General features: G+C 70.3%; 20 protein-coding genes. 9 read left to right on the top strand and 11 right to left on the bottom strand.

All coding sequences use genetic code 11. The features are described from left to right. Positions 1–11: 11 nt before the first annotated feature. Both NVV95_RS06200 and NVV95_RS06205 read left to right on the top strand, forming a co-directional pair. Positions 12–467 carry an SRPBCC family protein gene (locus NVV95_RS06200; protein ID WP_259485671.1) on the top strand — a complete coding sequence of 152 codons (456 nt, stop codon included), beginning with the start codon at positions 12–14 and terminating at the stop codon, positions 465–467. 270 nt (positions 468–737) lie between these two features. Then, on the top strand, positions 738–4,052 hold the full coding sequence (locus NVV95_RS06205; RefSeq protein ID WP_269909034.1) for a S8 family serine peptidase: 3,315 nt from the start codon (positions 738–740) through the stop codon (positions 4,050–4,052). A 60-nt stretch (positions 4,053–4,112) separates the two neighbouring features. Here NVV95_RS06205 and NVV95_RS06215 read toward each other — a convergent pair whose 3' ends face one another. From NVV95_RS06215 to NVV95_RS06260, 10 genes are all read right to left on the bottom strand, one after another. Continuing rightward, complete coding sequence (locus tag NVV95_RS06215) at positions 4,113–5,621, bottom strand: aldehyde dehydrogenase family protein (protein WP_259485672.1); 1,509 nt, start codon at positions 5,619–5,621, stop codon at positions 4,113–4,115. Positions 5,622–5,652: 31 nt separating this feature from the next. Beyond that, positions 5,653–6,708, bottom strand: coding sequence for a LacI family DNA-binding transcriptional regulator (locus tag NVV95_RS06220; protein ID WP_259485673.1), 1,056 nt, complete (start codon positions 6,706–6,708; stop codon positions 5,653–5,655). Continuing rightward, entirely contained in the window at positions 6,705–7,922 is a 1,218-nt protein-coding gene (locus NVV95_RS06225; RefSeq protein ID WP_259485674.1) for a fumarylacetoacetate hydrolase family protein, read from the bottom strand. Before NVV95_RS06225 ends, NVV95_RS06220 begins: the two co-directional genes overlap by 4 nt. A gap of 67 nt (positions 7,923–7,989) precedes the next feature. Continuing rightward, on the bottom strand, positions 7,990–8,778 hold the full coding sequence (locus NVV95_RS06230) for an enoyl-CoA hydratase/isomerase family protein (RefSeq protein WP_259485675.1): 789 nt from the start codon (positions 8,776–8,778) through the stop codon (positions 7,990–7,992). Beyond that, positions 8,775–9,917, bottom strand: coding sequence for a type 2 periplasmic-binding domain-containing protein (locus tag NVV95_RS06235; protein ID WP_259485676.1), 1,143 nt, complete (start codon positions 9,915–9,917; stop codon positions 8,775–8,777). The genes NVV95_RS06230 and NVV95_RS06235 overlap by 4 nt, the downstream gene beginning before the upstream one ends. Next, positions 9,914–11,203, bottom strand: a complete 1,290-nt coding sequence (locus NVV95_RS06240; protein ID WP_259485677.1) for a CaiB/BaiF CoA transferase family protein — start codon at positions 11,201–11,203, stop codon at positions 9,914–9,916. The genes NVV95_RS06235 and NVV95_RS06240 overlap by 4 nt, the downstream gene beginning before the upstream one ends. A 100-nt stretch (positions 11,204–11,303) precedes the next feature. After that, positions 11,304–12,440, bottom strand: a complete 1,137-nt coding sequence (locus NVV95_RS06245; RefSeq protein WP_259485678.1) for an aldose 1-epimerase family protein — start codon at positions 12,438–12,440, stop codon at positions 11,304–11,306. After that, on the bottom strand, positions 12,437–13,180 hold the full coding sequence (locus tag NVV95_RS06250; RefSeq protein ID WP_259485679.1) for an SDR family NAD(P)-dependent oxidoreductase: 744 nt from the start codon (positions 13,178–13,180) through the stop codon (positions 12,437–12,439). Before NVV95_RS06250 ends, NVV95_RS06245 begins: the two co-directional genes overlap by 4 nt. A gap of 49 nt (positions 13,181–13,229) precedes the next feature. After that, entirely contained in the window at positions 13,230–14,144 is a 915-nt protein-coding gene (locus NVV95_RS06255) for a sugar phosphate isomerase/epimerase family protein (protein WP_259485680.1), read from the bottom strand. Positions 14,145–14,193: 49 nt separating this feature from the next. Then, positions 14,194–15,273 (bottom strand): Gfo/Idh/MocA family protein, encoded by a 1,080-nt coding sequence (locus NVV95_RS06260; RefSeq protein WP_259485681.1) that lies wholly within the window; start codon positions 15,271–15,273, stop codon positions 14,194–14,196. 145 nt (positions 15,274–15,418) lie between these two features. Between NVV95_RS06260 and NVV95_RS06265 the strand changes: the two genes are divergently transcribed. Genes NVV95_RS06265 through NVV95_RS06280 form a run of 4 tightly spaced genes read left to right on the top strand, consistent with a single transcriptional unit; the run spans position 15,419 to position 20,160 of the window. Continuing rightward, entirely contained in the window at positions 15,419–16,501 is a 1,083-nt protein-coding gene (locus NVV95_RS06265) for an ABC transporter substrate-binding protein (RefSeq protein ID WP_259485682.1), read from the top strand. 10 nt (positions 16,502–16,511) lie between these two features. Further along, positions 16,512–18,032: a sugar ABC transporter ATP-binding protein gene (locus NVV95_RS06270; RefSeq protein WP_259485683.1), complete on the top strand. Its 1,521-nt coding sequence runs from the start codon at positions 16,512–16,514 to the stop codon at positions 18,030–18,032. A gap of 11 nt (positions 18,033–18,043) precedes the next feature. Then, entirely contained in the window at positions 18,044–19,111 is a 1,068-nt protein-coding gene (locus NVV95_RS06275; protein ID WP_259485684.1) for an ABC transporter permease, read from the top strand. After that, on the top strand, positions 19,108–20,160 hold the full coding sequence (locus NVV95_RS06280; protein WP_259485685.1) for an ABC transporter permease: 1,053 nt from the start codon (positions 19,108–19,110) through the stop codon (positions 20,158–20,160). Before NVV95_RS06275 ends, NVV95_RS06280 begins: the two co-directional genes overlap by 4 nt. An 84-nt stretch (positions 20,161–20,244) precedes the next feature. Here the strand turns inward: NVV95_RS06280 and NVV95_RS06285 are convergent, their stop codons facing one another. Then, complete coding sequence (locus tag NVV95_RS06285) at positions 20,245–21,321, bottom strand: adenosine deaminase family protein (RefSeq protein WP_259485686.1); 1,077 nt, start codon at positions 21,319–21,321, stop codon at positions 20,245–20,247. 39 nt (positions 21,322–21,360) lie between these two features. Here NVV95_RS06285 and NVV95_RS06290 point away from each other — a divergent pair, with 39 nt between their 5' ends. From NVV95_RS06290 to NVV95_RS06300, 3 genes are all read left to right on the top strand, one after another. After that, positions 21,361–22,326 (top strand): Lrp/AsnC family transcriptional regulator, encoded by a 966-nt coding sequence (locus NVV95_RS06290; protein ID WP_259485687.1) that lies wholly within the window; start codon positions 21,361–21,363, stop codon positions 22,324–22,326. A gap of 151 nt (positions 22,327–22,477) precedes the next feature. After that, positions 22,478–23,323 carry an ABC transporter permease gene (locus tag NVV95_RS06295; protein WP_259485688.1) on the top strand — a complete coding sequence of 282 codons (846 nt, stop codon included), beginning with the start codon at positions 22,478–22,480 and terminating at the stop codon, positions 23,321–23,323. Then, positions 23,323–24,144: an ABC transporter permease gene (locus tag NVV95_RS06300; RefSeq protein WP_259485689.1), complete on the top strand. Its 822-nt coding sequence runs from the start codon at positions 23,323–23,325 to the stop codon at positions 24,142–24,144. Before NVV95_RS06295 ends, NVV95_RS06300 begins: the two co-directional genes overlap by 1 nt. Positions 24,145–24,161: the final 17 nt, after the last annotated feature.

Genomic DNA, 24,161 nt, shown 5'->3' on the forward strand with positions numbered 1-24,161 from the left:
GGAGTACCGCCATGGCTCAGATCATCGAAACCGTCGACGTCGACGTCCCCGTGCGCACTGCGTACAACCAGTGGACCCAGTTCGAGTCGTTCCCGAAGTTCCTCGACTTCATCGAGACCATCGAGCAGCGCGACGACACCCACACCCACTGGAAGGTGAACATCGCCGGCCAGGAGCGCGAGTTCGACACCGTCATCAGCGAGCAGCACCCCGACGAGCGGGTGGCCTGGACCAGCACGAACGGCGACGTCGACCACGCCGGCGTCGTGACCTTCCACAAGCTCAGCGACACCACGTCCCGCGTCGCCGTGCAGATCGACTGGGAGCCCGAGGGCATCGTCGAGAAGATCGGCTCGGCCGTCGGCGTGCCCACGCACGCCGTGAAGAAGGACCTCGAGAAGTTCAAGGAGTTCATCGAGTCGCAGGGAGCCGAGACCGGCGCCTGGCGCGGCGACGTCGAAGCCTGACACCGAGCCACCCCCGGAATCGGGTCCGCCCCTGGATCGGGCGTCACCCGTCCGGGGGTGGACTGTACTCGAATGTGAACGAAATCAACAGACTTCACTTCGGCTGAAATTCTCGGCATGATCAACGGACACTCACATCGTTCTGTGATGTTCATCGATTACCCCTCGAGAAAGCCGCCCTACGTGCCCCCTGCCTCCGCGAGTCCCCTGTTCAGATCGTCATCCGGGGGGCCACGAGGTCGCCGATCCCGTCGGGCCGCCGCGCTCGTCGTGATCGCCGGTGTCGTCGCCTCCGGCGCGTTCGCCTTCTCGGCGGCGTCGGCCGCACCCACCGGTTCGGCCGTCAAGCCACCGGTCGGCCCGTCGGTGCCGGTGAGCTACGCCGACGGCACCTACATCGTGACGCTCGTCGACGATCCTGCCGCCACCTACTCCGGTTCCGACCAGCGGTTCGCGCAGACGGCACCCGAGGGCGGGCAGCAGCTCGAGGCCACGGCGCCCGCCGTCGAGGCCTACTCGGCGCACCTGCAGAACCAGCAGGAGGCCGTGGCATCGTCGGTCGGCGCATCCGTCGACTACAGCTACACGCTGACCCTGAACGGATTCTCGGCGAACCTCAGCGCCGACCAGGCCGCCGAACTCGCGAACCGTCGCGACGTCGCGGCCGTCACCAAGTCAGAGGTCAAGCACCTCGACCGCGCCCCCGCCGCGACCCCCGCGGCTCCGGTGGCGGCGGCCGACCTCACGCCGTTCCCCCAGACCGGGCAGCAGTCGTCCACCGACTTCCTCGGCCTTAGTGGCGACGACGGCCTCTGGGCCGAGCTGGGCGGGCAGTCCCAGGCCGGTGCGGGCATCGTGGTCGGTGACATCGACAGCGGCATCGCGCCCGAGAACCCCTCGTTCGCCGGTGACCCGCTGGGCTCGGCGGAGGGTGCGGACCCGTACCTCGCCGACGGACGCATCGTCTTCGCGAAGTCCGACGGCCAGAGCTACTCGGGCATCTGCCAGCCGGCCTTCGACGCGAACCAGCAGTGGACCGGCGACGAGTGCAACACCAAGCTCGTCGGCGCCAGCTGGTTCCTGCCGACCTCGCTCTACGACCTCGTGGGCACCGACGACCGCCCCGAGTTCCTCTCTCCCCGCGACGGTGACGGCCACGGCTCGCACACCACCTCGACCGCGGCGGGCAACGCCGACGTCGACGCGACCATCGGCGACTACGACTTCGGAGACATCTCCGGCGTGGCCCCGGCCGCCAAGGTCGCGGAGTACAAGGTCTGCTGGAACGGCAACGGCGTCGAGACCGACGACGGCTGCTACACCGAGTCGATCCTCGCGGCCATCGAGCAGGCGGTCTCCGACGGTGTCGACGTGATCAACTACTCGATCGGCGGCGGCGCGGCCACCTCGACCTTCGCGCTGGAGGACCAGGCGTTCTTCGGTGCCGCGGCCGCGGGTGTCTTCGTCTCGGCCTCGGCCGGCAACTCGGGCCCCGGTGACAGCACCCTCGACCACGCCTCGCCCTGGTACGCCACCGTGGCGGCGTCGTCGATCCCGACGTACACCGCGACCGCGGAGCTCGGCAACGGCGAGAAGTTCGCCGGAGCCTCCATCACCGTGCACGAGCCCGTCACGGCGCCCCTGGTGCTGGGCGACGACGCGGCCGGCACCGACGGCGACCTGAACCCCACGATCTGCGAGCCCGGCTCGCTCTCGCCCGCCCTCACGGCCGGAAAGATCGTCGTCTGCGAGGCCGGTGTCACGGCACGGGTCTCCAAGTCGGCCGAGGTCGCCCGCGCGGGCGGTGTCGGAATGCTGCTGGTGAACCCGTTCCCGAACGCGAACCACGCCGACGACCACTCGGTGCCGTCGATCCAGATCGACTCCGACCACTACGACGCGATCTACGCCTACGCGGCCACCGCCGGTGCCACCGCGACCCTCGTCGAGGGCAACACCTCCGGTGAGGAGCGCCCCGTGCCCCAGGTCGCCGGCTTCTCGTCGCGCGGCCCGGCCGAGGCCGACGGCGCCGACGTGCTGAAGCCCGACATCACCGCCCCCGGTGTGTCGATCCTGGCCGACGGTGCGAACCAGCAGGGCGACGACCCGAACTTCCAGTTCGAGTCGGGCACCTCGATGTCGGCGCCCCACGTGGCCGGCCTCGCGGCGCTCTACCTGACGAAGTTCCCGAACGCCTCGGTCTCGACCATCAAGTCGTCGATGATGACCTCAGCGTACGACTCGGTGAACCAGGACGGCACGCCCTCGAGCGACGTGTTCGCCCAGGGCGCGGGTCACGTCGACCCGAGCCGCATGCTCGACCCGGGGCTCGTCTACGACAGCGGTGTGCCCGAGTGGATCGCCTTCCTGGAGGGTGAGGGCTACGTCTTCGCCGAACCGACCGGTGTCGACCCGATCGACCCGAGCGACCTGAACCAGCCGTCGATCGCCATCGGCTCGCTGGCCGGCCTGCAGACGGTCACCCGCACGGTCACCTCGACCGCCGCGGGCACCTACACCGCGTCGCTCGACATCCCGGGGGTCGAGACCACGGTCACGCCCTCGACGCTGTCGTTCGACGCAGCGGGTGAGACCGCCAGCTACACCGTCACCTTCGACGTGGCCGACGCCCCCCTCGACGAGTTCGCCACCGGCTACCTCGTCTGGTCGGGCGACACCGGTGAGGTGCGCAGCCCCGTGGCCGTTCGACCGGTCGCGCTGGCCGTGCCGTACGAGGTCTCGGGCGAGGGCAACTCGGGCACCGTCTCGGTGCCGCTGACGCCCGGCGTCGACGGGCAGCTGCCCCTCGCCGTCACCGGCCTGGCCGAGGGCGACCTCGTGAAGGACGCGAGCGCCACCGACGGACACTCCGGATCGCTGCCGAAGGGCAAGTCGTTCGTCTCGACCGTCACGGTCGAGGAGGGCACGACGTTCGCTCGGTTCGACCTCGACGCCCTCGCCGACACGGACGACCTGGATCTCTACGTCGACCGGATCGGCGAGGACGGCAAGCCCGTCACCTCGTACACCTCGGCGACGGGATCGGCCGACGAGCGCGTGGACATCGAGAACCCCGAGCCCGGCACCTACGAGGTGACGGTCGACATCTACTCGGTCACCGAGGGATCGGACACCTCGGTGTTCGACCTGGTCGAGTACCTGCTCGGAGTCGGCGAGACCCCCGGTGCGCTCACCGCCCCGGCCTCGCTCGACCTGGTGTCGGGTCAGCCCACGAGCTACGACGTGAGCTGGACCGACCTCGACGGGCCGGCCCGCTTCCTCGGATCGGTCGCCTACGGTGACACCGGTCTCAGCACCCTGGTCTCGGTGACCACGACGCAGGCGCTCCCGACGCCGACGCCCACCCCGACCGACACCGCGACGCCCACCCCGGCGCCCACCGGCGCTCCGGCGCCGAGCGACCCGGGTGCCACCAACGCCCCGGCGCCTGGCGGCGGCGGCGGTTCGGGCAACCTTGCCAACACCGGCTTCGCCGGGCTGGGCATCGGCATGGCCGCGCTGATCCTGCTGGCCGGAGGCATGGCCGTGGTGCTGGTGATGCGTCGCCGCGCCTCGCGCAGCTGATCGCCCAATAGATGAAGGGGGGCGGGCCTGACGGCTCGCCCCCCTTTCATTTGTTCCCGATCAGGCGGGCAGCGTCAGCACCCCGTCGACCCGGCGCGGGATGCCGATGAAGCCGTCGCGCAGCTCCTCGGGCAGCACCGCCTCGGGGGCGTTCTGCCAGGCGAGCGGCCGCAGGAACCGGCGCACCGCGGTGACCCCCACCGAGGTGTGCTGCGAATTCGTCGAGGGCCACGGGCCGCCGTGCTGCTGCGCCCAGGCCACCCGCACCCCGGTCGGGTAGCCGTTGAACACGACCCGCCCCGAGCTGGCCTCCAGGGTCGAGGCGAGCGAGGAGACGACGTCGGCCTCCTCGTCCTCGACGTGGAGCGTCGCGGTCAGCGAGCGCGGGATGCGGCCGAACGCCTCGCGCACCTCGTCGAGCGAGTCGTACCGGGCCACGACCACCAGCGGCCCGAAGGCCTCCTCGGCGAGCTCGGCGCCGAGACCGGCCGCCGTGGTCTCGAGCAGCTGCGGCGACACGGCGAAGCCGTCGTCGCCCGTGGGCGCCGAACCCGACGCCCCGACGACCGCTCCGGCCGCCACCAGCCGGTCGGCGATCTCGCCGAACGAGCTCTGGATGCGGTCGTTCAGAAGCACCTGCGGCGCGGCCGCCGCGGTGAGCGACTCGAGGGCGTCGACGACCGCCTGTCCCTCGGCTCCCGACGGCACGAAGGCGATGCCCGGCTTCGTGCAGAGCTGCCCCGCCGATCCCGTGTACGACGCGAACAGCCCGTCGGCGATGGCCGCACCACGGGCCGCGGCCGCCCCGGGCGACACGACGAGCGGGTTGATGCTCGACAGCTCGCCGAAGAACGGGATGGGGTCGGGCCGCTGGTCGATGGCCCGCTGCAGCGCCTCGGCGGCACCGAGCGATCCGGTGAAGCCGGCCGCCTTGATGGCGGGCTCCTGCACGAGGGTCACCCCGGCCTGCTGACCGTAGACGATGCCGAAGGTGCCGCGCGGGGCGCCCACCGACTCGGCGGCGCGCTGCAGCACCTCGAACGAGAGCTTCGAGGTGAGCGGGTGCGAGCCGTGCGCCTTGACGACCACCGGCGACCCGGCGGCGATCGCCGACGCCACGTCGCCCCCGAGCACCGAGAAGGCGAACGGGAAGTTGCTCGAGCCGAACACGGCCACCGGACCGATCGACACCAGCATGCGCCGCACGTCGGGTGCCGGGCCGAGCGGGGTGTCGCCCGCGTGGTCGATGGCCGCCTCCACGAAGGACCCTTCGCGCACGGCCTCGGCGAAGAGCGAGAACTGGAAGGCGCTGCGGCCGGCCTCCCCGGTCAGGCGTGCCGTGCCGAGCCCGGTCTCCGCGTCGGCGGTGGCCACGAGCTCGTCGCGGGCGGCCAGCACACCGGCGGCCATCGCGTCGAGCAGTCGCGCGCGGAACTCCCGGCCGCGCGACTGCAGCTCCTGGGCGGCGGCCTCGGCGCGCAGGGCGATCTCGTGCACCGCCTCGGGCGAGGTCGGTGCCAACGAGGTGGCAGCGCTAACACCTGTTCGGGGATCTGTCGTGGTGAGCATCCGTACTCCTTCAGAGGGGGGTGAGGGGAGGTCAGGCGCTCTCGCGCGCCATGACCGAGAATCCGAGGTCGATCTCGGCGGTCTCGCGGGTGCTGCCGGTCATCCGGGCGAGCAGCAGTTCACCGGCGGCCGTGCCGATGCGGCGGTTGGGCACGGCGACGGTGGTGAGGGTCGGCACGAGGTGCCGGCTGATCTCGAAGTCGCCGAAGCCGGTGATGGCGATGTCGCCGGGCACCGAGACGCCGGCGCGGGCGCACTCGAGCACGGCTCCCGCGGCGAAGACGTCGCTGGCGAACATCAGCACGTCGGTCTCCGGATGCGCGGCCCGCGTCTCGGCCAGCAGCCGCTGCCCGGTCGCGTAGTCGACGGTCGCGGTGCCGGAGTCGACGACCCGCACGGGCTCGCCCGGGAACAGCTCCCGCACCGACTCCTCGAAGCTCGCCCGCCGGGCGAGCGCGCGGAAGTCACCGGTCTGGAACGACCCCGCGAAGCTCGGGTGGCGATAGCCGCGCGAGCGCGCGAACTCCACCAGGGCCCGGATCGCGGCGCTGTTCGAGAACCCCACGACACTGTCGATGGGGGTGTCGGTGAGGTCCCAGGCCTCGACCACGGGCACCTTCGACTCCCGGAGCAGATGGCCCGTGTTGGGCGAGTGGTCGGTTCCGACGATGAAGATGCCGTCGGGGCGGCGGCCGAGGAAGGCCCGCACGAGCTCCTCCTCGTGGCCGGGCCGGTACGAGGTCGAGCCGATGAAGAGCTGATACCCCTCGGGGGCGAGCACCTCCTCGAGGCCCTGCAGGGCATCCGCGAACACCGAGGCCGAGACCGTCGGCACGATGGCCGCCACCGTCATGCTGCGGTTGGAGGCCAGGTTGGACGCCGCGAGGTTCGGCACGTAGCCGGTCTCGCTGATGGAGTTGCGCACACGCTCGAGCGTGAATTCGGAGACCAGCTGCGGGCTGCGGATGGAGCGGGAGACGGTCTGCGGCGACACCTGCGCGTGCCGCGCGACGTCTTCGAGGGTGACCGAGTGCGTCGAGCGGCGCGTGGGGCGCGTGACCAGTGCGGCGACGGCCCCGTCGCTCACAGCAGCGCCCGGCTCGCGAGGTTCCTCATCAGCGAGCCGATCCCGAACTCCCACGGTTCGCACCTCTCGCTCGCCTCGACCTGGTTGACCAGACTACCGAGTCCGCTCGCCGAGATCCGCACGATGTCGCCGCGTTTGTGGGTGAAGCCCCGGTCGATGTCGTCGCGGTCGACGATGGGCGCGAACATCGTGCCGAGCATCAGAACGGCGCCGTCGGGGTAGCGGTGCTGAGGGCCCTCGAGCTGCGCCACGAGGTCGAGCGGGTCGCGGCTGATCTGGCTCATCTCCGAGGTGCCGTCGAGGTGGAAGCCGTCCTCGCCGTCGATCTCGAGCGTCACGCTCATGCTCCGCACGGCGTCCAGGTCGAACGACTCGTCGAACAGGCGGATCAGGGGCCCGAGAGCGCAGGAGGCGTTGTTGTCCTTCGCCTTGGGCAGCAGCAGGGCCGAGCGGCCCTCGACGTCGCGCAGGTTCACGTCGTTGCCGAGGGTGGCGCCGACGATGCGGCCCGCGCGGTCGACGATCAGGGCGACCTCGGGCTCGGGGTTGTTCCAGAGCGAGGTCGAGAGCACCCCGACCCGGTCGGCCGTGCCCACCGCCGAGAGCGTCGGTCCCTTGGTGAAGATCTCGGCGTCGGGGCCGATGCCGACCTCGAGGTATTGGCTCCAGAGACCCTCGCCCACGAGGTACTCCTTCAGCGCCACGGCGGCCGGGGAGCCGGGTACGATCTCGTGCAGGTCGGCTCCGATCTGCTCCAGGATGCCCGCCCGCATCCGCGCGGCCGCCTCGACGTCGCCCCGCACCCGTTCCTCGATCACCCGCTCGATCATCGACACCGCGAACGTCACCCCCGCCGCCTTCAGGGTCTGCAGGTCGACCGGAGCGAGCAGCCAGGGCCGGTCGCGGTCCCGGTCGCCCGGAGCGGTGTTCGCGTAGATCTCCTCGAACGAGCCGAGCCGTGCGCCGCCCTCGCCCGCGGACCGCGCCGCCGCCGCCGGATCGGCCTCGTCGGCGAGGGCGCTGACCGTCGGGAACGTGGCGCTCAGGTCGACCACCCCGTCGGCCGTGACGAGTACGGGCGAGGGGCCGTTCGCGGCCGGGTCCCAGACGCGGCCGACGAGCGTGCCGGCGGTGCCGTCGGCGGGGAGGGCCCGCGCGGCGGCGCCCGCCCAGTCGGTGCGCGGGTCGAGGGGGGTGGTGTCGGTGAGGCTCATGGGTTCTCCGTCGTGAGAGGTCGGTGCAGGCGGGGGGCGGCGCGTCGCGCGGGGGGCGGGGGCGGATTCAGCGCCGGTGGAAGACGCCGGCGCGCTTCTCGGCGAAGGCCGCGCGACCTTCCGCGGCGTCGTCGGTGGCGAAGGTCACGGTCTGCAGGTCGCGCTCGTAGGCGATCGCCGCATCCTGGGGCAGGTTGTAGGCGGCCCGCAGGTTGGCCTTCGCGGTCTCGGCCGCGATCGGCGGGCGCGAGGCGATGGTGCGGCCGAGCTCGACGGCACGCTCGAGCAGGGCCTCCGGCGCCACGAGCTCCGAGACGAGTCCCCAGGCGAGCGCCCGCTCGGCGTCGATCGGATCACCCGTCATCAGCATCAGCGCCGCGTTCGAGGCGCCGATCGAATGGGCGAGGAAGGTGCTCATACCCCCGCCGCCGATCCAGCCGAGCTTGATCTCGGGCGCGGCGAACGACGCCGTGGTCGACGCCAGCCGAATGTCGCAGGTCATCGCCGTCTCGAGCCCGCCCCCGAAGGCGTACCCGTTCACGGCCGCGATCACGGGCTTCCGCAGCAGCCGCAGGGCGTCGCAGTAATCCTCACGGTTGCGGAAGTCCCACGGCGTGGCGTACTTGTCGAGCGAGCGGATGTCCGAGCCGGCGCAGAAGGCGCGGTCCCCGGCCCCGGTCAGCACCAGCACGCGCACGTCGTCGCTCTCGTTCGCCCAGCCGGCGACCTCGACGAGCGCATCCGACATCTCCTGGGTGACGGAGTTGAGCTTCTGCGGGCGGTTCAGCGTGACGACGGCCACCTGGTCGACGAGCGCGACGACGATCTCGTCGGTGGCGGGCTTCGGAACGGTCATGAGGCGACCCCTTCGGTTCGGCGGACGGAGCTGCGGAACGCGGAGCGCAGCCGCTCGAGCCCCTCGGCGACGGGCAGAGAGCCGGCCACGACCTCTCGCACGAGCGCCGACGCCGCCGTCTGGAACTCGATGTACCCGGCATAGCGCGGCCGCACCCAGGAGCCCTCGATTGTCGCGAGCGTCGAGCGGTAGAAGCCGGCCGCGGCGCGGTCGACGTCGGCGTCGGTCCAGGCCGAGCGGGCCGAGGGCTGGCCCGCGTGCCGGGGGATGAAATCGCGCTGGGTCTCCTCCGACAGAAGCCCCGCGATGTGCGCCACGAGCTCGGGGGTGACCTGCGCGCGGCGGCTGACCGCGAGGCCCGTGCCACCGATGGTCGAGCCGCGTCGGCCGCCGGGGAGGGCGGCGGGAGCATCCGCGAATCTCAGCACGGGCGAGGAGTAGGTGACGTAGCCATAGACGAGGGGGATGTAGGCGATCTCGTCGCTCGCCGTCATGCGTTCGAGCAGCGTGATGGGGTTCTGGGCCGCGCTGCCGGCGGGGGCGCGGTCGCCGATCGAGCGCAGGATGTTGAGGGCGAGCGAGCCGGTGATCTCGGAGACGAACGGCAGCGCGGGGTCGTCGGCGATCGGATCGCCCAGCGCGGCGCAGATCGACGCGAAGCTGAGGAAGGCGTGCGGGCCGGCGAGCGACAGCGCGACCGGCACCTCGGCCGCGAGGCGCTCCACCTCGGCCCAGGTCTCGGGTGCGGTGCCGCCCGGCACGAGGTCGCTGCGGAGCGCTGCGACCTGGGTGGCGGCGTCGAGGGGCAGCGCCCACTGCCGCCCGTTCAGGCGGTACGACTCGAACGAGGGCCCGACGGAGGCGCCCGCCCATCGCTCGAGCAGCTCGGGTCCGACGACGTCCTCCATCGGCTGCAGCGAGCCGAGCTCGAGGGCCTCGCCGAGGTGCGGGTGGTCGAGCACGATCAGGTCGTAGTCGCGGGCGAGCTCGTCGATCGGATGCGACTCGAAGTGCTCGAGCGAGTGCGCGTGCCAGTCGATCTCGACCGAGGCATCGGCCGCCGCGGCCGCCCGCAGCGCGTCGCGTCCGCGCGGGTGGTCCCAGGTGATGCCGCGGTAGGCGGGCGCCGCGCCGGTCATGCCGGTTCCGCGACCGCGAGCGGTTCCGCGACCCCGACCGCCGCGGCCTCCGGCTCGGCCGCCACCACACCCGCGTCGAGCAGCGCGTCGACCCGGTCGGCCGGCAGCCCCAGCTCGCTCAAGATCTCGCGCGTGTGCTCCCCCGTGAGCGGCGCCCCGCGGTCGATCCGGGCGGGGGTCTCCGACAGCTTGTAGGGGAAGCCGGGGGTCTTCACGAGCCCCTCGGTCGGGTGCTCGTACTCGATGAAGGTGCCGTTGTGCTTGATCTGTTCGTCGTCGACGAGGTCCTGATAGCCGTAGACCGGGCCCGCCCAGATGCCGGCCGCCGAGAGCGCCTCGAGCCACTCGGCCGTCGAGCGCGTCGCCAGCCGCTCCGCCGTCTTGGCGTAGATCTCGTCGCGGTGGGTCCAGCTGTCGACCTCGGTGTCCATGCCGAGGAACCACTCCTCCTCGAGCACCTCACCGAGGGTGTGCAGATCCGGCATCGCGAGCGCGAGGTAGCCGTCGGTGGTGGAGAAGGTGCCGTAGGGCGCCCGGATGTAGACGTGCGCGTGCGGCTGCTCACTGCGGTGCTGCTCCACGCCGCCGACCGTGAAGACCGAGAGCTCCTGCATTTGCAGGGTGGTGATCGCGTCGAGCATGTTCACCGAGACGAGCTGCCCCTGCCCGGTGCGCTCGCGGTGGAACAGTGCGGCCAGCACGCCCTCGAACGCGGTCGAGGCGGTGACCGCGTCGACGAGGTACTGGCCGGCCGGGGTCGGCGGATGCCCGGCGGACCCCGAGGAGAGCATGGCCCCGCTCATCGCCTGCAGCAGCAGGTCCTGACCGGGGCGGTTGCGGTAGGGCCCGTCCTCGCCGTAGCCCGAGATCGAGACGTAGACGATCGAAGGGTTGATCTTCCGCAGCGTCTCGTAGTCGACGCCGAGCCGGGCGGCGACGCCGGGGCGGTAGTTCTGCAGGAAGACGTCGGCGGTCTTCACGAGCTCGTAGAGGATCTCGCGCCCCTCGTCGGCCTTCAGGTCGACCCCGATCGAGCGCTTGTTGCGGTTCAGCGACAGGAACGAGACGTTGATGCGGTTGCCGGTGGCTCCACCCGCCGCCGCGTGCCGCTGCCACTCCCCGCGGGTCGGCTCGACCTTGATCACGTCGGCTCCGAGGTCGCCGAGGCGCTGCGCCGCGAAGGGCCCCGCCATGGCGATCGAGCAGTCGAGCACCCGGATGCCCGAGAGCACCTCGGGGGCCGAAGCGGTCGCCGGTGCGGGAGCGGGGGGCGTGGTGTCGGTCATCGGTGACTCCTCGGTTCACGGGGGCCGCGCATCCGCTCGTCACGGACTGGCAGCGCTAACATAAGACTATTGCGGGATGCAGGGACGGGCACGGTGCGGCCTACTCGGGCTGACCGGCGATCGCGCGGATCGCCTCGACCGAGGCCCGCGTCTCGGCCTCACCGTCGAGCACCCGCACGATGGTGGAGTACTCGCGCCGCTCGCCGTGCTCCAGCCAGACCATCGACCCGTTCTCGCGGGCGGCCGCGTCGCCGTCGACGTGATGGGTCGAGGGCTCGAGGCCCACGGCGTACTGACCGCTGCGCAGGTTCTGCCACTCGAAGAAGTGCGGCATGCCCTCGCTCGACCAGCTCACCTCGACCCCGCGGGAGTCGTCGGCGGCGATCAGCGCCACGCGGTGCCGACCGTCGGCACCCGCCACGAGCTCGTGCTCGAAGACCTGCTCGACGAAGCCCGGCTGCGGCGCCGGCAGCGTGCGGTACGACACACCCTGCTCGGCCACGGAGTCGGAGGACCAGAGCGTCTTGGCGATCGGGGCCACGAGCCGGGTGCCCTCGTCGACGAAGGGCCAGCCGATGTTGAGGTGGTAGAGGAACATGTGCGGCGTGCGCTCGAAGCCGAGGTTCTCGACCACGTCGTGCCAGCGGATCTCTCGCCCCGTGAAGTCGAGCTCGACCGTGCGGGTGAGCTTGAGGTGCTCGCCGAAGGAGGTCGCCTGCACCACCTCGCCGACCACCCGCAGCACCGAGTCGCCGGTCTCGGGGTCGACGATCTCGCGCGCCTCCAGCAGTCGGGCCGGGATGGCGGTGAGCCGGCCGTGCAGGCCGTGCGAGACGCTCTGCTTGGGCGGGTAGGCGTAGTGCTCGGCGCCGACCTCGCCGCCGAAGAGCGTGTGGTCGAGGCCGCCCGTGACGAGCAGCCCGTCGAGCGCCCGGAGCCACGACAGCCCGCCCTCGTCACTGTGCTCGTGCAGGCCGGGGTGCCGGAAGCCGTTGCCCGAGCGCCACCCGAACGGCGTGCCGCGCAGGCGCGCCGAGCCGAAGTCGAAGGCCCGGTCAACAAGTACCTCCAGCTCGAGGCCCGCGGCGGTGCGCAGCTGCAGGGCACGCACCCCGCGTTCGACGCCGTCGTCGAGCACCACCGAGCGGATGCCCGCCACCGCCGACAGGTCACCCGTGCGCTCCTCCAGCTCACGCCGGCTCAGCTGCTGCCCGAAGATCTCCACCGTGTTCCTCATTCCATGATCCAGCCGCCGTCGACGTTGATGGTCTGACCCGTGACGAACGACGAGTCGGGGCCCACCAGGAACGAGATGACGGCCGCCAGCTCGGCGTCGCTCCCCCGGCGCTTCAGCGCCTGATGCGCGATGACGTGCGCCGAGTATTCTGCGGCGTCGCCCTGGATCTCCTCGGCCTTCGTCGGGAAGGCCCCCGGCGAGACCGCGTTGACCCGCACGCCGTGCTCGCCGAGTTCGCGGGCGAGCGCCCGGGTGAGGGCGACCGCGGCCCCCTTCGTCGAGATGTAGCTCGCGAGGTTCGACCAGCCGCCGTGCCAGGTGATGCTGCCGACGTTCACGATCGCGCCGGAGCGCCGGGCGACCATCCCCCGGGCGGCGACCTGCGCCGCGTAGAAGTAGCCGCGCTGGTTCACCGTCACGACGTCGTCGTACTCGGCGAGCGGGATGTCGAGAAAGGGCGTGCTCGGGTAGATGGCCGCGTTGTTGATCAGAGCCTCGACGGGGCCGAAGTCCCGTTCGGTGTCGGCGACGGCCGCCTCGATGGCGCCGGAGTCGCGCAAGTCGACCTCGAGCATCCGCACCGCGACCCCCTCGGCCTCGAGCTGCGCCGCGGTCTCGGCCAGCTCGCCGCTCGCCCGGCCGAGCGCGCCGATGGCGAAGCCGTCGGCTCCCAGCCTCAGCGCCGTCGCCCGGCCGAGCGCGCCGCCCGCGCCCGTGATGATCGCTACCTTCTCCTGCACGTGCATCCCTCTCGTGTCACCCGTCTCGCCGTCTGCCCCGCCGCCGTGCTCAGATGTTGTACTTCTTGAGCGTATCGACGACGAACTGCTTGGCCCGCGGGATGTCGCTCTCGTCGAGGTGCTCGATGATCAGCGGCGCGTTCGGGTTCTGCTCGCTGAGGCGTTGCAGGTACAGGTCGTAGTCGAGCGAGCCGAGGCCGGCGGCCGGCAGCTCGATCTCGCCGACACCGCGGAAGGTGTGCGACGCGAGAGCGTCGTCGTCGCCGATGTCGGCGTGCTTCTCGCTCTTGTCGTCGCCCGCTCGCTTGACGTCCTTGGCGTGCGCGACACGCACCCGGTCGCCGAGCACGTCGAAGACCTCGTTCAGCACGCCGGCCTGGTCGTCGATGTTCGACGCGTCGAAGTAGTTCGTCGGGTCCATCAGCAGCTCGAGGCCCGGGGTGCGGATGTCGTTGAACACGCGGGCGGTCTCGCGCACCGATCCGATCACGTTGTTCACGTAGGTCTCCAACAGGAAGGTCGCGCCGTGGTCGTAGGCGGTCTGGGCCAGTTCGGCGAGCACCGTGCGCACCTGCTCGTAGGCGTCCTCGGAGCGGTTGTGCGGGTCGTGGTCCCACTCGCTCTCGGCGTTGAAGGTGCCCGACTCGGAGATGACGTACTTCGAGCCGAAGTTGCGCGCGTTGCGGATGATCTCCTTCAGGTACTCGACGTTCGCCTTCCGGTGCTCGGGGTCGGGATGCACGATGTTCGTGTAGCCCGAGATGGCCGAGATCGGCAGGTCGTGGTCGCGGAAGGTGTCGCTGACGAGCTTCGCCTTCTCCTTGGTGATCTGGCCCGCGCTCAGGTCGAGGTCCTTGAAGTGCAGGTCGAGCTGCACGGTGTTGAAGCCGTGCGCGCGGATCTTCTCCGCGGTGGTCTTGAGGTCGTAGGGGTAGTAGGCGGTGAAGATGCCGAGCTGGATCATGGGCGTCGTTGCTCCTTGTTCGTTTCGAGTGGGGTGGGTGGGGTCTTCGTCAGAGGGAGAACTCGTCGAGGCGCACCGGGCGCTTCTCGGCGATCGAGCGGTAGCCGGCCTCGATCAGCGCCATGGTGCGCACGTTGTCGGCGACGCTGAGCTCGGGGTCGGTGTCGGTGTCGACGGCGTGCTGCACCTGCTCCATCACGCCGATGAAGGCGTGCGGGAACCAGTGCGTGTCCCAGCTCGGCTCCACCCACTGGCCGCCGGTGGCGTGGGTAGAGGCGTAGCGGATGCTCGACGGCACCCCGTGCGGCCAGCCGATGGTGCCCTGCGCGATGCCCGCGGTGCCCTCCACCCGCCAGCGGATGAAGAAGTCGTCGTCGAAGCCCTCCTCGCGGGGGCCGCCCCAGACGTCCTCGACGCTGAGCGCCAGCACGTCGCCCGGGAAGCGCAGCGTCGACACGACGATGCCGTCCTCGTGCTCGAAGGTCGTACGCGGGTCGCGCCGGGTCACGGTGGAGATCTCGGACGGGTCGCCGAACAGGAAGCGCAGCGCGTCGAGGTGGTGCACGCTCATGTTCGCCAGGGTCAGCCGGTCGTAGCCCGCGAGGAAGCCCTGCCAGTGCGGCACGGCGTGCATGTCGATCTGGGCGAAGACCGGGTCGCCGAGCACACCGTCGTCGAGCAGCTGCTTCAGCACCCGGATCGACTGGTCGTAGCGCATGTTCTGGTTGACGCTCAGGATCGTGCCCGCCGCGGCGGCCTCGTCGCGCAGGGCGATCGCCTCCTCGAGGTCGAGGGCCAGCGGCTTCTGCGCGAGCACCGCCTTGATGTGCGGCTGCGCCAGGGCGGCCCGGATGATCGCCGGCTGCTGGTCGGGCGGGTACGCGATGTCGAGGATCTCGACGTCGGTGTCGGCGAGCAGCTGCTCGACCGTGTCGTGCACGGTGGGGATGCCGTAGCGCTCCGCCACCGCCCGGGCGTTCGCGGCGGTGCGGGAGGCGATGGCGACCACGGGGAAGCCGGCCTGGCGGTAGGCCTCCAGGTGCTGATCGGCCATGATCGCGCCGGCTCCCACGCAGCCGATGCGGTGGCTGCGGCTGCGGATGTCGACATCCGGTTGCAGAGCTGTCACGGTTCGTTCTCCTATCGCGTCGTTGCGACCGTTCGGTGCACCATCACACCACAGATTGAAATGCTAGCGCTACTGGCAGCGCTGCCATTTATCGGCTAGTGTGCCGACCACACCTTGCACCACCGGCGATTTCAAAGGAGAAATCATGCAGCGATCCATACACGCCCACCGTCTCGCGAGAGGCGCCGCCGTTCTCGCGGCCGCCTCGTCGCTCGCTCTCGTCGCCGGCTGCACCAGTGCACCGGCCGAGGGCGGCGGCACCGATTCCGCCGGCGGCGACGGAAAATTCGTCATCGGCTTCGAGCAGCCGCTCGGCGGCCAGGCCTGGCGAGAGATGGGCCTGGCCTCCCTGCAGGCCCTCGCCAACTCGCCCGAGTACAAGGACAAGGTCGAGGTCAAGATCGTCCGCACCAACGACAACGACGCGGCCCAGCAGAACGCGGCGATGCAGAACCTGATCGCCGACGGCGTCGACCTGATCCTGTTCGACCCGGCCTCCTCCTCGGGCGCCGACGCCGCGATCACCCAGGCGACGGCCCAGGGCATCCCGGTCATCGCCAACGGCGGACCGTACGACAGCGACGACGTCTACGTCGTGTCGACCGACTGGGCGAACGCCGGCACGATCGGCGCCGACTGGCTGCTGAAGAACCTCGGCACCGACAAGAACATCGCGGTGCTCGAGGGCCTCGCGGGTGTTCCGCTGAACGAGGGCACGATGCCCGGCGTGCTCGAGACGCTCGAGGGCGGCGGCGCGACCGTCGTGGCCCAGGACACCAACGGCTGGAACGAGGCGACCGCCCAGGAGGCGATGTCGAACATCCTGCGCTCCAACCCCGACGTCGGCGGCGTCTACTCCTTCCTCACCGGAGGCCAGGGCGTGCCCGAGGCGTTCAAGGCCGCAGGCCTGCCGTTCGTGCCGGTCGTCGGCGGCTCCGGCTACAACGGCGAGGCGTGCACCCTCGCGGAGTACGCCCCCGAGGGGCTCAAGGGGAACATGGTCTTCGGCCAGCCCGCGATCTACGCGAAGGGCCTCGAGCAGGCCGTCGCGCTGCTCGAGGGCCAGGAGATCGAGAAGGAGCAGTACTTCCCGCCGCTGGAGATCACCGAGGACAACGCGGCCGACTACTGCCTCGCCGACAAGCCGAACAACTTCCAGCTCGGCTACGACTTCCCGGGCCTCGACCTGACGCTCGACGACGTCATGACCTACTACTCGGGCTCGTAGGAGGGCATCCGTGACCGACTCCGGCACTCCCCTGCTCGTCGCCACCGACCTGGTGAAGAGCTACGGCCCGGTCAAGGCCGTGCAGGGGGTCACCTTCCACTGCAACCCCGGCGAGGTGCTGGCCCTGGTCGGCGAGAACGGCGCGGGCAAGAGCACCGTCGCCAAGATGCTCGCCGGAGCGGTCACCCCCACCTCCGGCAGCATCATCGTCGGCGGCGAGCCGCTCGCGTCGGGCAGCGTGAAGCAGTCGCGCCTCTCCGGCGTCCGCTGCGCCTTCCAGGAGCTCGCCCTCGTGCCCGACTGGACCGTGGCCGAGAACCTCTCCCTTCCCGACGGCGCTCCGCTGCGCGGGTTCTCGCAGAAGAGGTCGATGGCGGCAGCATCCGCTCTGCTGACGGCCTTCGACCTCCCGCACATCGACCCGCGCGCCGCCGTGGGCACCCTGTCGCTCGCCGACCGGCAGCTGGTGGAGATCGCCCGCGCCCTCGCCGGCGAGCCCCGCCTGCTCATCCTCGACGAAGCCTCCTCCGCCCTCACTCCGCCCGGCGTGCAGTGGCTGTTCACGCGCATCCGGGAGCTCACCGCCGCCGGCGGCAGCGTGATCTACGTCTCGCACCGCCTGGGCGAGATCGCCGAGATCGCCGACCGGGGCACTGTGCTGCGCGACGGCCAGGTGGCCGGGGAGTTCGTGCGCGGCGGCTGGACCGACGACGAACTCATTTCGCTGATGGCCGGTCGCGAAGCCGAGCGCTTCTTCCCCGACCCGCCCGAGCGAGCCACGGATGCGGTGGCCCTGTCGGTCACCGAGCTCCGTTCCGAGGGCCTCGACGGCGTCAGCCTCACGCTCGGTGCCGGCGAGATCCTCGGCATCGGCGGGCTGCAGGGCCACGGCCAGGCCGAGCTGCTGCGCGCCCTGTTCGGCGCCGCCCCCGCGGCGGCCGAGGAGTGGACGGTCGCGGGTCGACGCATCAAGACCACCACCCCCGTGCGCTCCGTGCGCCACGGCCTCGGCTACGTTCCCGAGGACCGCAAACGCGAGGGCCTGGCCCTCGAGATGAGCGTCGGCGAGAACCTGCTCGCCCCCTGGTTGAAGGGCTACCAGCTCGGTGGGCGACCCCGCCTGGCGATGGAGCGAGGCTGGATCGACGGCATCCTGAGCGCCCTCTCGGTTCGCACCCGCGGCTCGAACGAGCTGGCCGGGTCGCTCTCGGGCGGCAACCAGCAGAAGCTCGTGTTCGGTCGCTGGATGGACCGCTCGCGCACGGTCATCCTGCTGCACGACCCCACCCGCGGCATCGACGTGCGGGCGAAGCAAGAGCTCTACGGGGCGATCGTCGACCTCGCGAAGCAGGGGGTCGGCATCCTGTGGTTCTCCACCGAGGTGGAGGAACTCGTGCACGTCTGCCACCGGGTGATCGTGCTCTACCAGGGCACGGTGGCCGACGAGCTCACCGGCTCGCGTCTGACCGCGGACGCGATCGTCGGCGCCGCGGTCGGCTCCACGGGCTCCATCACCCTCACCACCGACTAGGAGGATCTCCGATGACCGCCATCTCCCCACCGAGCACGCCGGCCGTGCCGGGCACACCGCCTCAGTCTCCGCCTCCGCCCCCGTCTTCGCGGCGATCGCGGCTCCGCGGCTGGAACAGCACCGGGGTCACCCGCCTGCGCCGCGAGGGCGCCATCGCGCCGATCGCCGCCTTCGTGGTGTTCTTCGTGGTCTACGTCATCATCAACCCCGAGCTGCTCACGCGGTTCCAGCTGCAGACGGCGTCGAACCTCGTGGTGCCGCTCGCGCTGGTGGCCCTCGGGCAGCTGGTGGTGGTGCTCGTGGGCGGCATCGACATCTCGATCGGCGCCATCATGAGCCTCTGCAACGTGGTGTTCGCCACGCAGCTGCTCACCCTGCCGGTGCCCGTGGCGATCCTGCTCGCGGTGCTGGTGGGGCTCGGATGCGGACTGTTCAACGGGTTCCTCGTCGCGTACGCCGGGTTGCCGGCCATCGCGGTCACCCTGGCGAGCGCCTTCATCTTCGGGTCGCTCGCCCGCGAGGTGCTCGACCGGCCGGGCGGCGGCGTGACGAAGGAGATCTACCTCGCCACCAGCGGCGAGCTGCTCCCCTTCGTGCCGGTGGCGCTGGTATGGCTCGCCGCGATCGCCGTCGGGCTGTGGCTGCTGCTGCAGCGCACGGCGCTCGGCCGGCACATCTACGGGGTGGGATCGAACATGGAGAGCGTGCGGGCCGCGGGCATCAACGCCCGGCTCACCAAGCTGCTCGCCTTCGGACTGGCCGGCGTGCTCACCTCGTTCGGCGCCATGATGCTCGCCTCCTCGACCGTCACGGGCGACCCGCGCTCGGGCGACCCGTACCTCCTGTCGTCGATCGCCGCCGTGGCCCTCGCGGGCGCCGCCTTCACCGGTGGGCGCGGCAGCATCATCGGCACCATCCTGGCGGCCTGCACCCTGGGGCTGATCGGCAACCTGCTGTTCTTCGCCGGGGTCAACTCGTACTGGCAGTACGTCATCAGCGCACTGATCATCGTGGCGGTCGTGGGGCTGCCCGTCGTGTGGCGCAGAGTCGCGTTCCGCGTGAAGGGAATCCGTTCATGACCGCCGTCGCTCCTCAGGGGTCGCCTTCTCCTGCTCCGTCTCCTTCTGGCCGTCCTGCTCCGGATGCGGGCACGTCGACCACGGGGGCCGTCGGACGGCCGTCGTTCGCTTCGATCCTGGGCCGGGTCCCCCGCGCCGTGTGGCCGCTCGTCGCCTTCCTGGTGCTGTTCGCGATCGGCGGGCTGATCCGGCCCAACCTGGTGACCGTGGAGTCGCTGATCGGCACGGCGACCTTCGCGATCATCCTGGCCATCGCCTCGTTCGGGCAGACGATCGCGGTCATCCAGGCGGGCATCGACCTGTCGGTGCCGAACACGATCGGGCTGTCGGCGCTGGCCTTCCTGGCGCTGGTCGGTCCGCTCGGCCCGCTCGGCGCGTTCGTCGCCGCCTTGGCCGCGGGCGCGGTGATCGGCTTCTTCAACGGCGCCGTGATCGCCAAGCTCGGCCTCACGCCGATCGTCACGACGATCGCGATGAACGGGCTCCTGTTCGGGGTCATCCTGCTGGCGTTCAACTTCTCGGAGCTCACCGTCACGCCCGACTTCGTGATCGCCATCACCTCGGCGAAGCTCTCCGTCCTCGGCATCTCGATGCCGGCGGTGCTCCCGCTCGGCCTCGCGCTGATGGTCGTGCTGCAGCTGGTGCTCTCGTTCACCGGCTGGGGTCGCTCGCTGTTCGTGGTGGGAGCCGCGGCCGAGACCGCGCGCCTGGCGGGACTGCCGGTCGACCGCATCCGCATCACCGGCTACATGCTGAGCGGCGCCCTCGCGGCCTTCGCCGGCATCGTGATCGTGGGCTACTACCAGCAGGCCTCGGCCACCATGGGCGCTTCGTACCTGCTGTCCTCGGTTGCGGCAGTCGTGGTGGGTGGCGCGTCGATCTTCGGCGGCCGCGGCTCGGTCGTGGGCACCGTCGGCGGGGCGCTCGTGCTGGCGCAGGTCGCCACACTGGTGACCGTCCTCAACCTCGGCTCGAACATCCAGCAGCTCATCTACGGGGCGATCATCCTCGTGGTGATTTCGCTGTACGGGAGGCGCCGGGCGGCCTGACGACCACTCCCGCGAGCGCCACCGTCGCGAGTGCAGCCTCAGCCAAGAAGCGGTCGCCTACGACGCCGGCATCGCGGCATCGAGCTATCCGCCGGCGATATCACTGCCCCGCGGGTCGACTTCCAGCCGGTCGATCTCTGCGAGATGGGCCGCAACAGCCGCTTCGTCTCCGTCGAGTGCCCAGCGCTTCTGGAATGAGAGACGGGCGGCGTCGGAGAGCTGCGCACTGTTCCATCCGAGCCGGCGCATCATGAGCTCGTAGGAGTGCGTGAGATCGGTGTGGTGCAAGGCGGGGTCGTCCGTACCGATGACGAGTGGGACCCCGGCTTCGCTGAGAATGCGATGCGCCTGCTCCCAGGAGATGCTTGAGCGGTGGCCTCCGAGGGTGTATGCCATGGGGGTGAACGTGAGGGTGGTGCCGGCGTCCACGATTCGCGAGACGATCTGCGGATGGTTCGCGATGGCCCATCCGTGATCAATGCGGTCGAATCCGATGTCGAGGGCGAACAGCACGTCGTCAGGGCTCATGGCATGGCCTGTGAGCCGGAGGCCGGCCTCCTTCGCTCGCCGGTACGCTGGGGCCAGGGGTTCGAGCGGCGCTAGCCGGTGGTTGCCGTCGTTGCCGACGCCGAGGATGCCCAGACCTCGGTCGCGCAGGACAATGGCGGCTTCGACGACCTCGAGTGCCCCCTCCGCGCCGTCTGGACGGTGCAGCTCCACCACGACGCCTCCGGTGAGTCCGAGTCGGCCACGTGCCGACTCGAAAGCGGCTTCGACCGCTTTGAGCGAGGTCAGGATGGGGATGCCGGCCTGTTGACGGCTGAGCGAGGGTGTGCAGAGCAGTTCGAGGTGGCGAGCGCCGTGGTCGAATGCAGAGTCAATGACCCGCGTTGCGGCTTCGGCGAGGCGAGCCGGGTCGCTCCATAGCCGAGCGGCGCGGTCAAGGTCTGTGAAGAATTTCTCGGGGCCCCGGTTATCGTAGGCGCGCGCGACGTCCGCGTGCGATGGGTCGCGGCCTTCGTCGAGAGTGGTGAAGCGGATGAACTCGGCGGGAGAGAGCGACCCGGTAAGGTGCATATGCAGTTCGGCTTTGGGAAGGCGCCGCGCAAGGAGAACGAGCCTGTCGTCAGCGCTCGCTGCGCCCGCACCGTGTTCGGACACGTCTTTGTTCCTCACTGCACCCATCCGGAAGGCTCCATATTGAGCGAGGGTATCCTGCCAGCGACGCCCTGGCCTGATCTCGACGAGACAGACCTTGAGGTCATCGGCGCCCTGCAGCGGGACGGGCGGGCGTCGATCGCGAAGCTCGCCCGTGACACAGGGCTCCCTGCGGCACGCGTGAAGCTTCGCTACGAGCGCCTCGTCGAGCGCGGGCTCCTCCGAACCGTCGCCCTGATCGACCCAGCCGTGCTCGGCCGGCCGATTGTGGCGCACATCGAGATCGTGGCCCGGCGGGGCAACGCGGAACTGGCCGACCGTGTGGCGCGCGTGCCCGGGGTGGCCTGGATCGGCATCGCCGACGACTATGAGCGGCTGCTCGTGCAGGTGAGCACCTCGTCCAACGCGGAGCTCGTGGCCCTCGTCAACTCGGCCGTGCAGTCCGCACCTGAGGTCGAGTCATTCTCCACCTCGATCGTGCTGCGCAGCTGGGCGCCGGTATTCGCCTTCGCCGCGCCCGTAGGCGCTCCGCCGGCGCTCGACGACGTCGTCTGGCGCACAGGCCTCGACACCGGTCGCATGCTGGACGATGTCGACGGGGTGCTTCTGACCCATCTTGAACGCAACGCCCGGATGTCGTTGACGGCGATGAGTGCCGTCTCCGGCCTGTCGGTCCCGGCCACCCGCCAGCGCCTGATGCGCCTGATGGGTGAACACGTCATCCAGCTCCGCACACGGCCCGACTCGCGGGCCCAGGGGGTGACCGCCGTGCGCATCCTGATGGAGATCCGCGGCGACTCCACCCATATCGCCGGTGAGTTGGCCGCCATGCCCAACGTCAACTACGTCAGCGAATCGACCGGTGAGCGGCCTCTCAGCGTCGAACTCCTGTGCGCCAGCGAAGCGCAGATCGGCGAAGGCTTCGATCGCATCGGGCGCATCGCCGGCGTGCGCTCAGCTCGCATGGTGCGGTTCCGCACCGCTCTGTTCCAGACCGGCAATTGGTGATCCCGTTGTTTCAGGCGGGTTACCAAAATGGAGCGTTTGTAAACAGTATGTTGCATTGCGCCCCAAAACATGCGTAATTGCTCGTGAAGCGGTCGTATAGCTCTAGTTAATGTTGCAGAATGGGCCTCGCACTTAAAACTGTGAGGACAAGATGGCATTATTGGAGATCGGCGGTGACGTCGCCGAGGAGACCTCCGAGGTCGTGACGCCGCTGGAGCGCTCGACCCGGATCGACACGCGAAGACTGGTCGGCCCCCTCGCCACTCTCACCGTCGTCGTACTACTGATGGTGGCCTGGGAGATCGCCGCCCGCACCGTGCTGGCCCAGAGCTACGTTTTCCCAGCACCGTCGGCCATCGCCGGCCAAATGGCTGACGACGCCGAGCTGCTGCTCGTGAACTCGGCCGCGACGGCGCGAACCGCGGCGATCGGGTTCCTAGTCGGCCAGGCGATGGCCATCCTGCTCGCCGTAGCGCTGTCGTTCTCCGTGGCGGCCGAACTCGTCGTCACCAAGCTGGCCCTGGTGGTGTACTCCCTTCCGACGCTCGCAATCGCGCCGATCCTCGGCACCATGTTCGGTCTTGAGGGGACGCGGGTTGCGGTGGTCGCGATCGTCGTGTTCTTCCCAACCCTTCTCGCCACGGTCTCGGGCCTCAGTGCCGCGGGGGAGAATCCCTATCTCCTGGTGCGGTCGCTCGGCGGCACCCGCTGGACCGTGCTGACGAAGATCTCCTTTCGCACCGCATTGCCGGAGATCTTCGCCGGTCTCAAACTCGGTGTGCCCGGCGCTGTGCTCGGAGCGATCGCGAGCGAGTGGCTGGGTGCCAGCGAAGGGCTGGGCATCTTCATGGTGAACGCTCTCGCCTACCTACAGCCCGCCCGGGTGTGGGCCACCTGCGTCGTGATCGTGTTCGGCACCATCCTCGTCTACGGCGTCATCGCCCTCCTCGATCGGGTCTGCAACGGATGGGCGATCGACGCGCGGGGGGACCGCTGATGAACATCTACCCTCTGCTTTTCGTCGGCGGACGCCGCGTGCTCGTCACCGTCGCGTTCCTCGTGCTGGCGCTCATCCTGATCGGCGTGCTCTGGACCGTGAGCGTGCACGCGATGGCTCTGGATTCCTTTGGCACACCGACTCCGCTCGACGTGTGGGACTACTGGGTGGCGCAGCCGGACTCACCGGCGCACCGCGAACTGGTGCTCGGGGCGATGTGGACCACGCTCGGTCACGCCCTCACCGGCTACGCCGTCGGCACGGTGGTGGGGGTGCTGCTCGCGATGCTCTTCGTCACGGTGCCCGCCGTCGAGCGGGCCACCTTGCCCACCGTCCTGCTCATCCAGACCGTGCCCATCCTCGCGATCCTGCCCCTCTTCATCCTGCTCTTCGGTCGCGGCCTCCTCGTCACGACGATCATCACTGGTCTGACGGTGTTCTTCCCGACGCTGGTCTGGGTCTCCCAGGGTCTGCGATCGCCGAAGCCGACCACGCTCGACTTCTTCGAGAGCGTCGCCGCCACCCCGTGGACCGTCATGACCCGCCTGCGCTTCCCGAGCGCCGTCGCGGGTGTCTTCGTGGCGGCCCGGCTCGCCGTGCCAGGTGCGGTGTTCGGCGCCTTCGTCTCCGAGTGGCTTGCCACCGGTGACGGGCTCGGCTACCTCGTCGTCATCTCGATGCAGGGCGTCGGGGGCTACGAGCCGCTCTGGGCGACCGTCGCCGTGACGACGCTGATGACCATGGCCCTCTACGTGATCGTCGAGACAGCCGAGTCGATTGCCCTGGTCTACTACGCGCCCGAACGGCTGATCCGCCGCTGACCCCCTCCGCCCGACCA

The sequence above is a fragment of the Herbiconiux gentiana genome (genome assembly GCF_024978135.1).
GTDB lineage: Bacteria > Actinomycetota > Actinomycetes > Actinomycetales > Microbacteriaceae > Herbiconiux > Herbiconiux gentiana.

What these genes read in the sequence shown, in the direction of transcription:
- NVV95_RS06255 (WP_259485680.1), bottom strand. Translation starts at nt 14,144, where the DNA reads ATGATCCAGCTCGGCATCTTCACCGCCTACTACCCCTACGACCTCAAG.
- NVV95_RS06280 (WP_259485685.1), top strand. Translation starts at nt 19,108, where the DNA reads ATGACCGCCGTCGCTCCTCAGGGGTCGCCTTCTCCTGCTCCGTCTCCT.
- NVV95_RS06300 (WP_259485689.1), top strand. Translation starts at nt 23,323, where the DNA reads ATGAACATCTACCCTCTGCTTTTCGTCGGCGGACGCCGCGTGCTCGTC.
- NVV95_RS06240 (WP_259485677.1), bottom strand. Translation starts at nt 11,203, where the DNA reads ATGACCGACACCACGCCCCCCGCTCCCGCACCGGCGACCGCTTCGGCC.
- NVV95_RS06225 (WP_259485674.1), bottom strand. Translation starts at nt 7,922, where the DNA reads ATGAGCCTCACCGACACCACCCCCCTCGACCCGCGCACCGACTGGGCG.
- NVV95_RS06295 (WP_259485688.1), top strand. Translation starts at nt 22,478, where the DNA reads ATGGCATTATTGGAGATCGGCGGTGACGTCGCCGAGGAGACCTCCGAG.
- NVV95_RS06275 (WP_259485684.1), top strand. Translation starts at nt 18,044, where the DNA reads ATGACCGCCATCTCCCCACCGAGCACGCCGGCCGTGCCGGGCACACCG.
- NVV95_RS06230 (WP_259485675.1), bottom strand. Translation starts at nt 8,778, where the DNA reads ATGACCGTTCCGAAGCCCGCCACCGACGAGATCGTCGTCGCGCTCGTC.
- NVV95_RS06200 (WP_259485671.1), top strand. Translation starts at nt 12, where the DNA reads ATGGCTCAGATCATCGAAACCGTCGACGTCGACGTCCCCGTGCGCACT.
- NVV95_RS06245 (WP_259485678.1), bottom strand. Translation starts at nt 12,440, where the DNA reads ATGAGGAACACGGTGGAGATCTTCGGGCAGCAGCTGAGCCGGCGTGAG.
- NVV95_RS06215 (WP_259485672.1), bottom strand. Translation starts at nt 5,621, where the DNA reads ATGCTCACCACGACAGATCCCCGAACAGGTGTTAGCGCTGCCACCTCG.
- NVV95_RS06235 (WP_259485676.1), bottom strand. Translation starts at nt 9,917, where the DNA reads ATGACCGGCGCGGCGCCCGCCTACCGCGGCATCACCTGGGACCACCCG.
- NVV95_RS06265 (WP_259485682.1), top strand. Translation starts at nt 15,419, where the DNA reads ATGCAGCGATCCATACACGCCCACCGTCTCGCGAGAGGCGCCGCCGTT.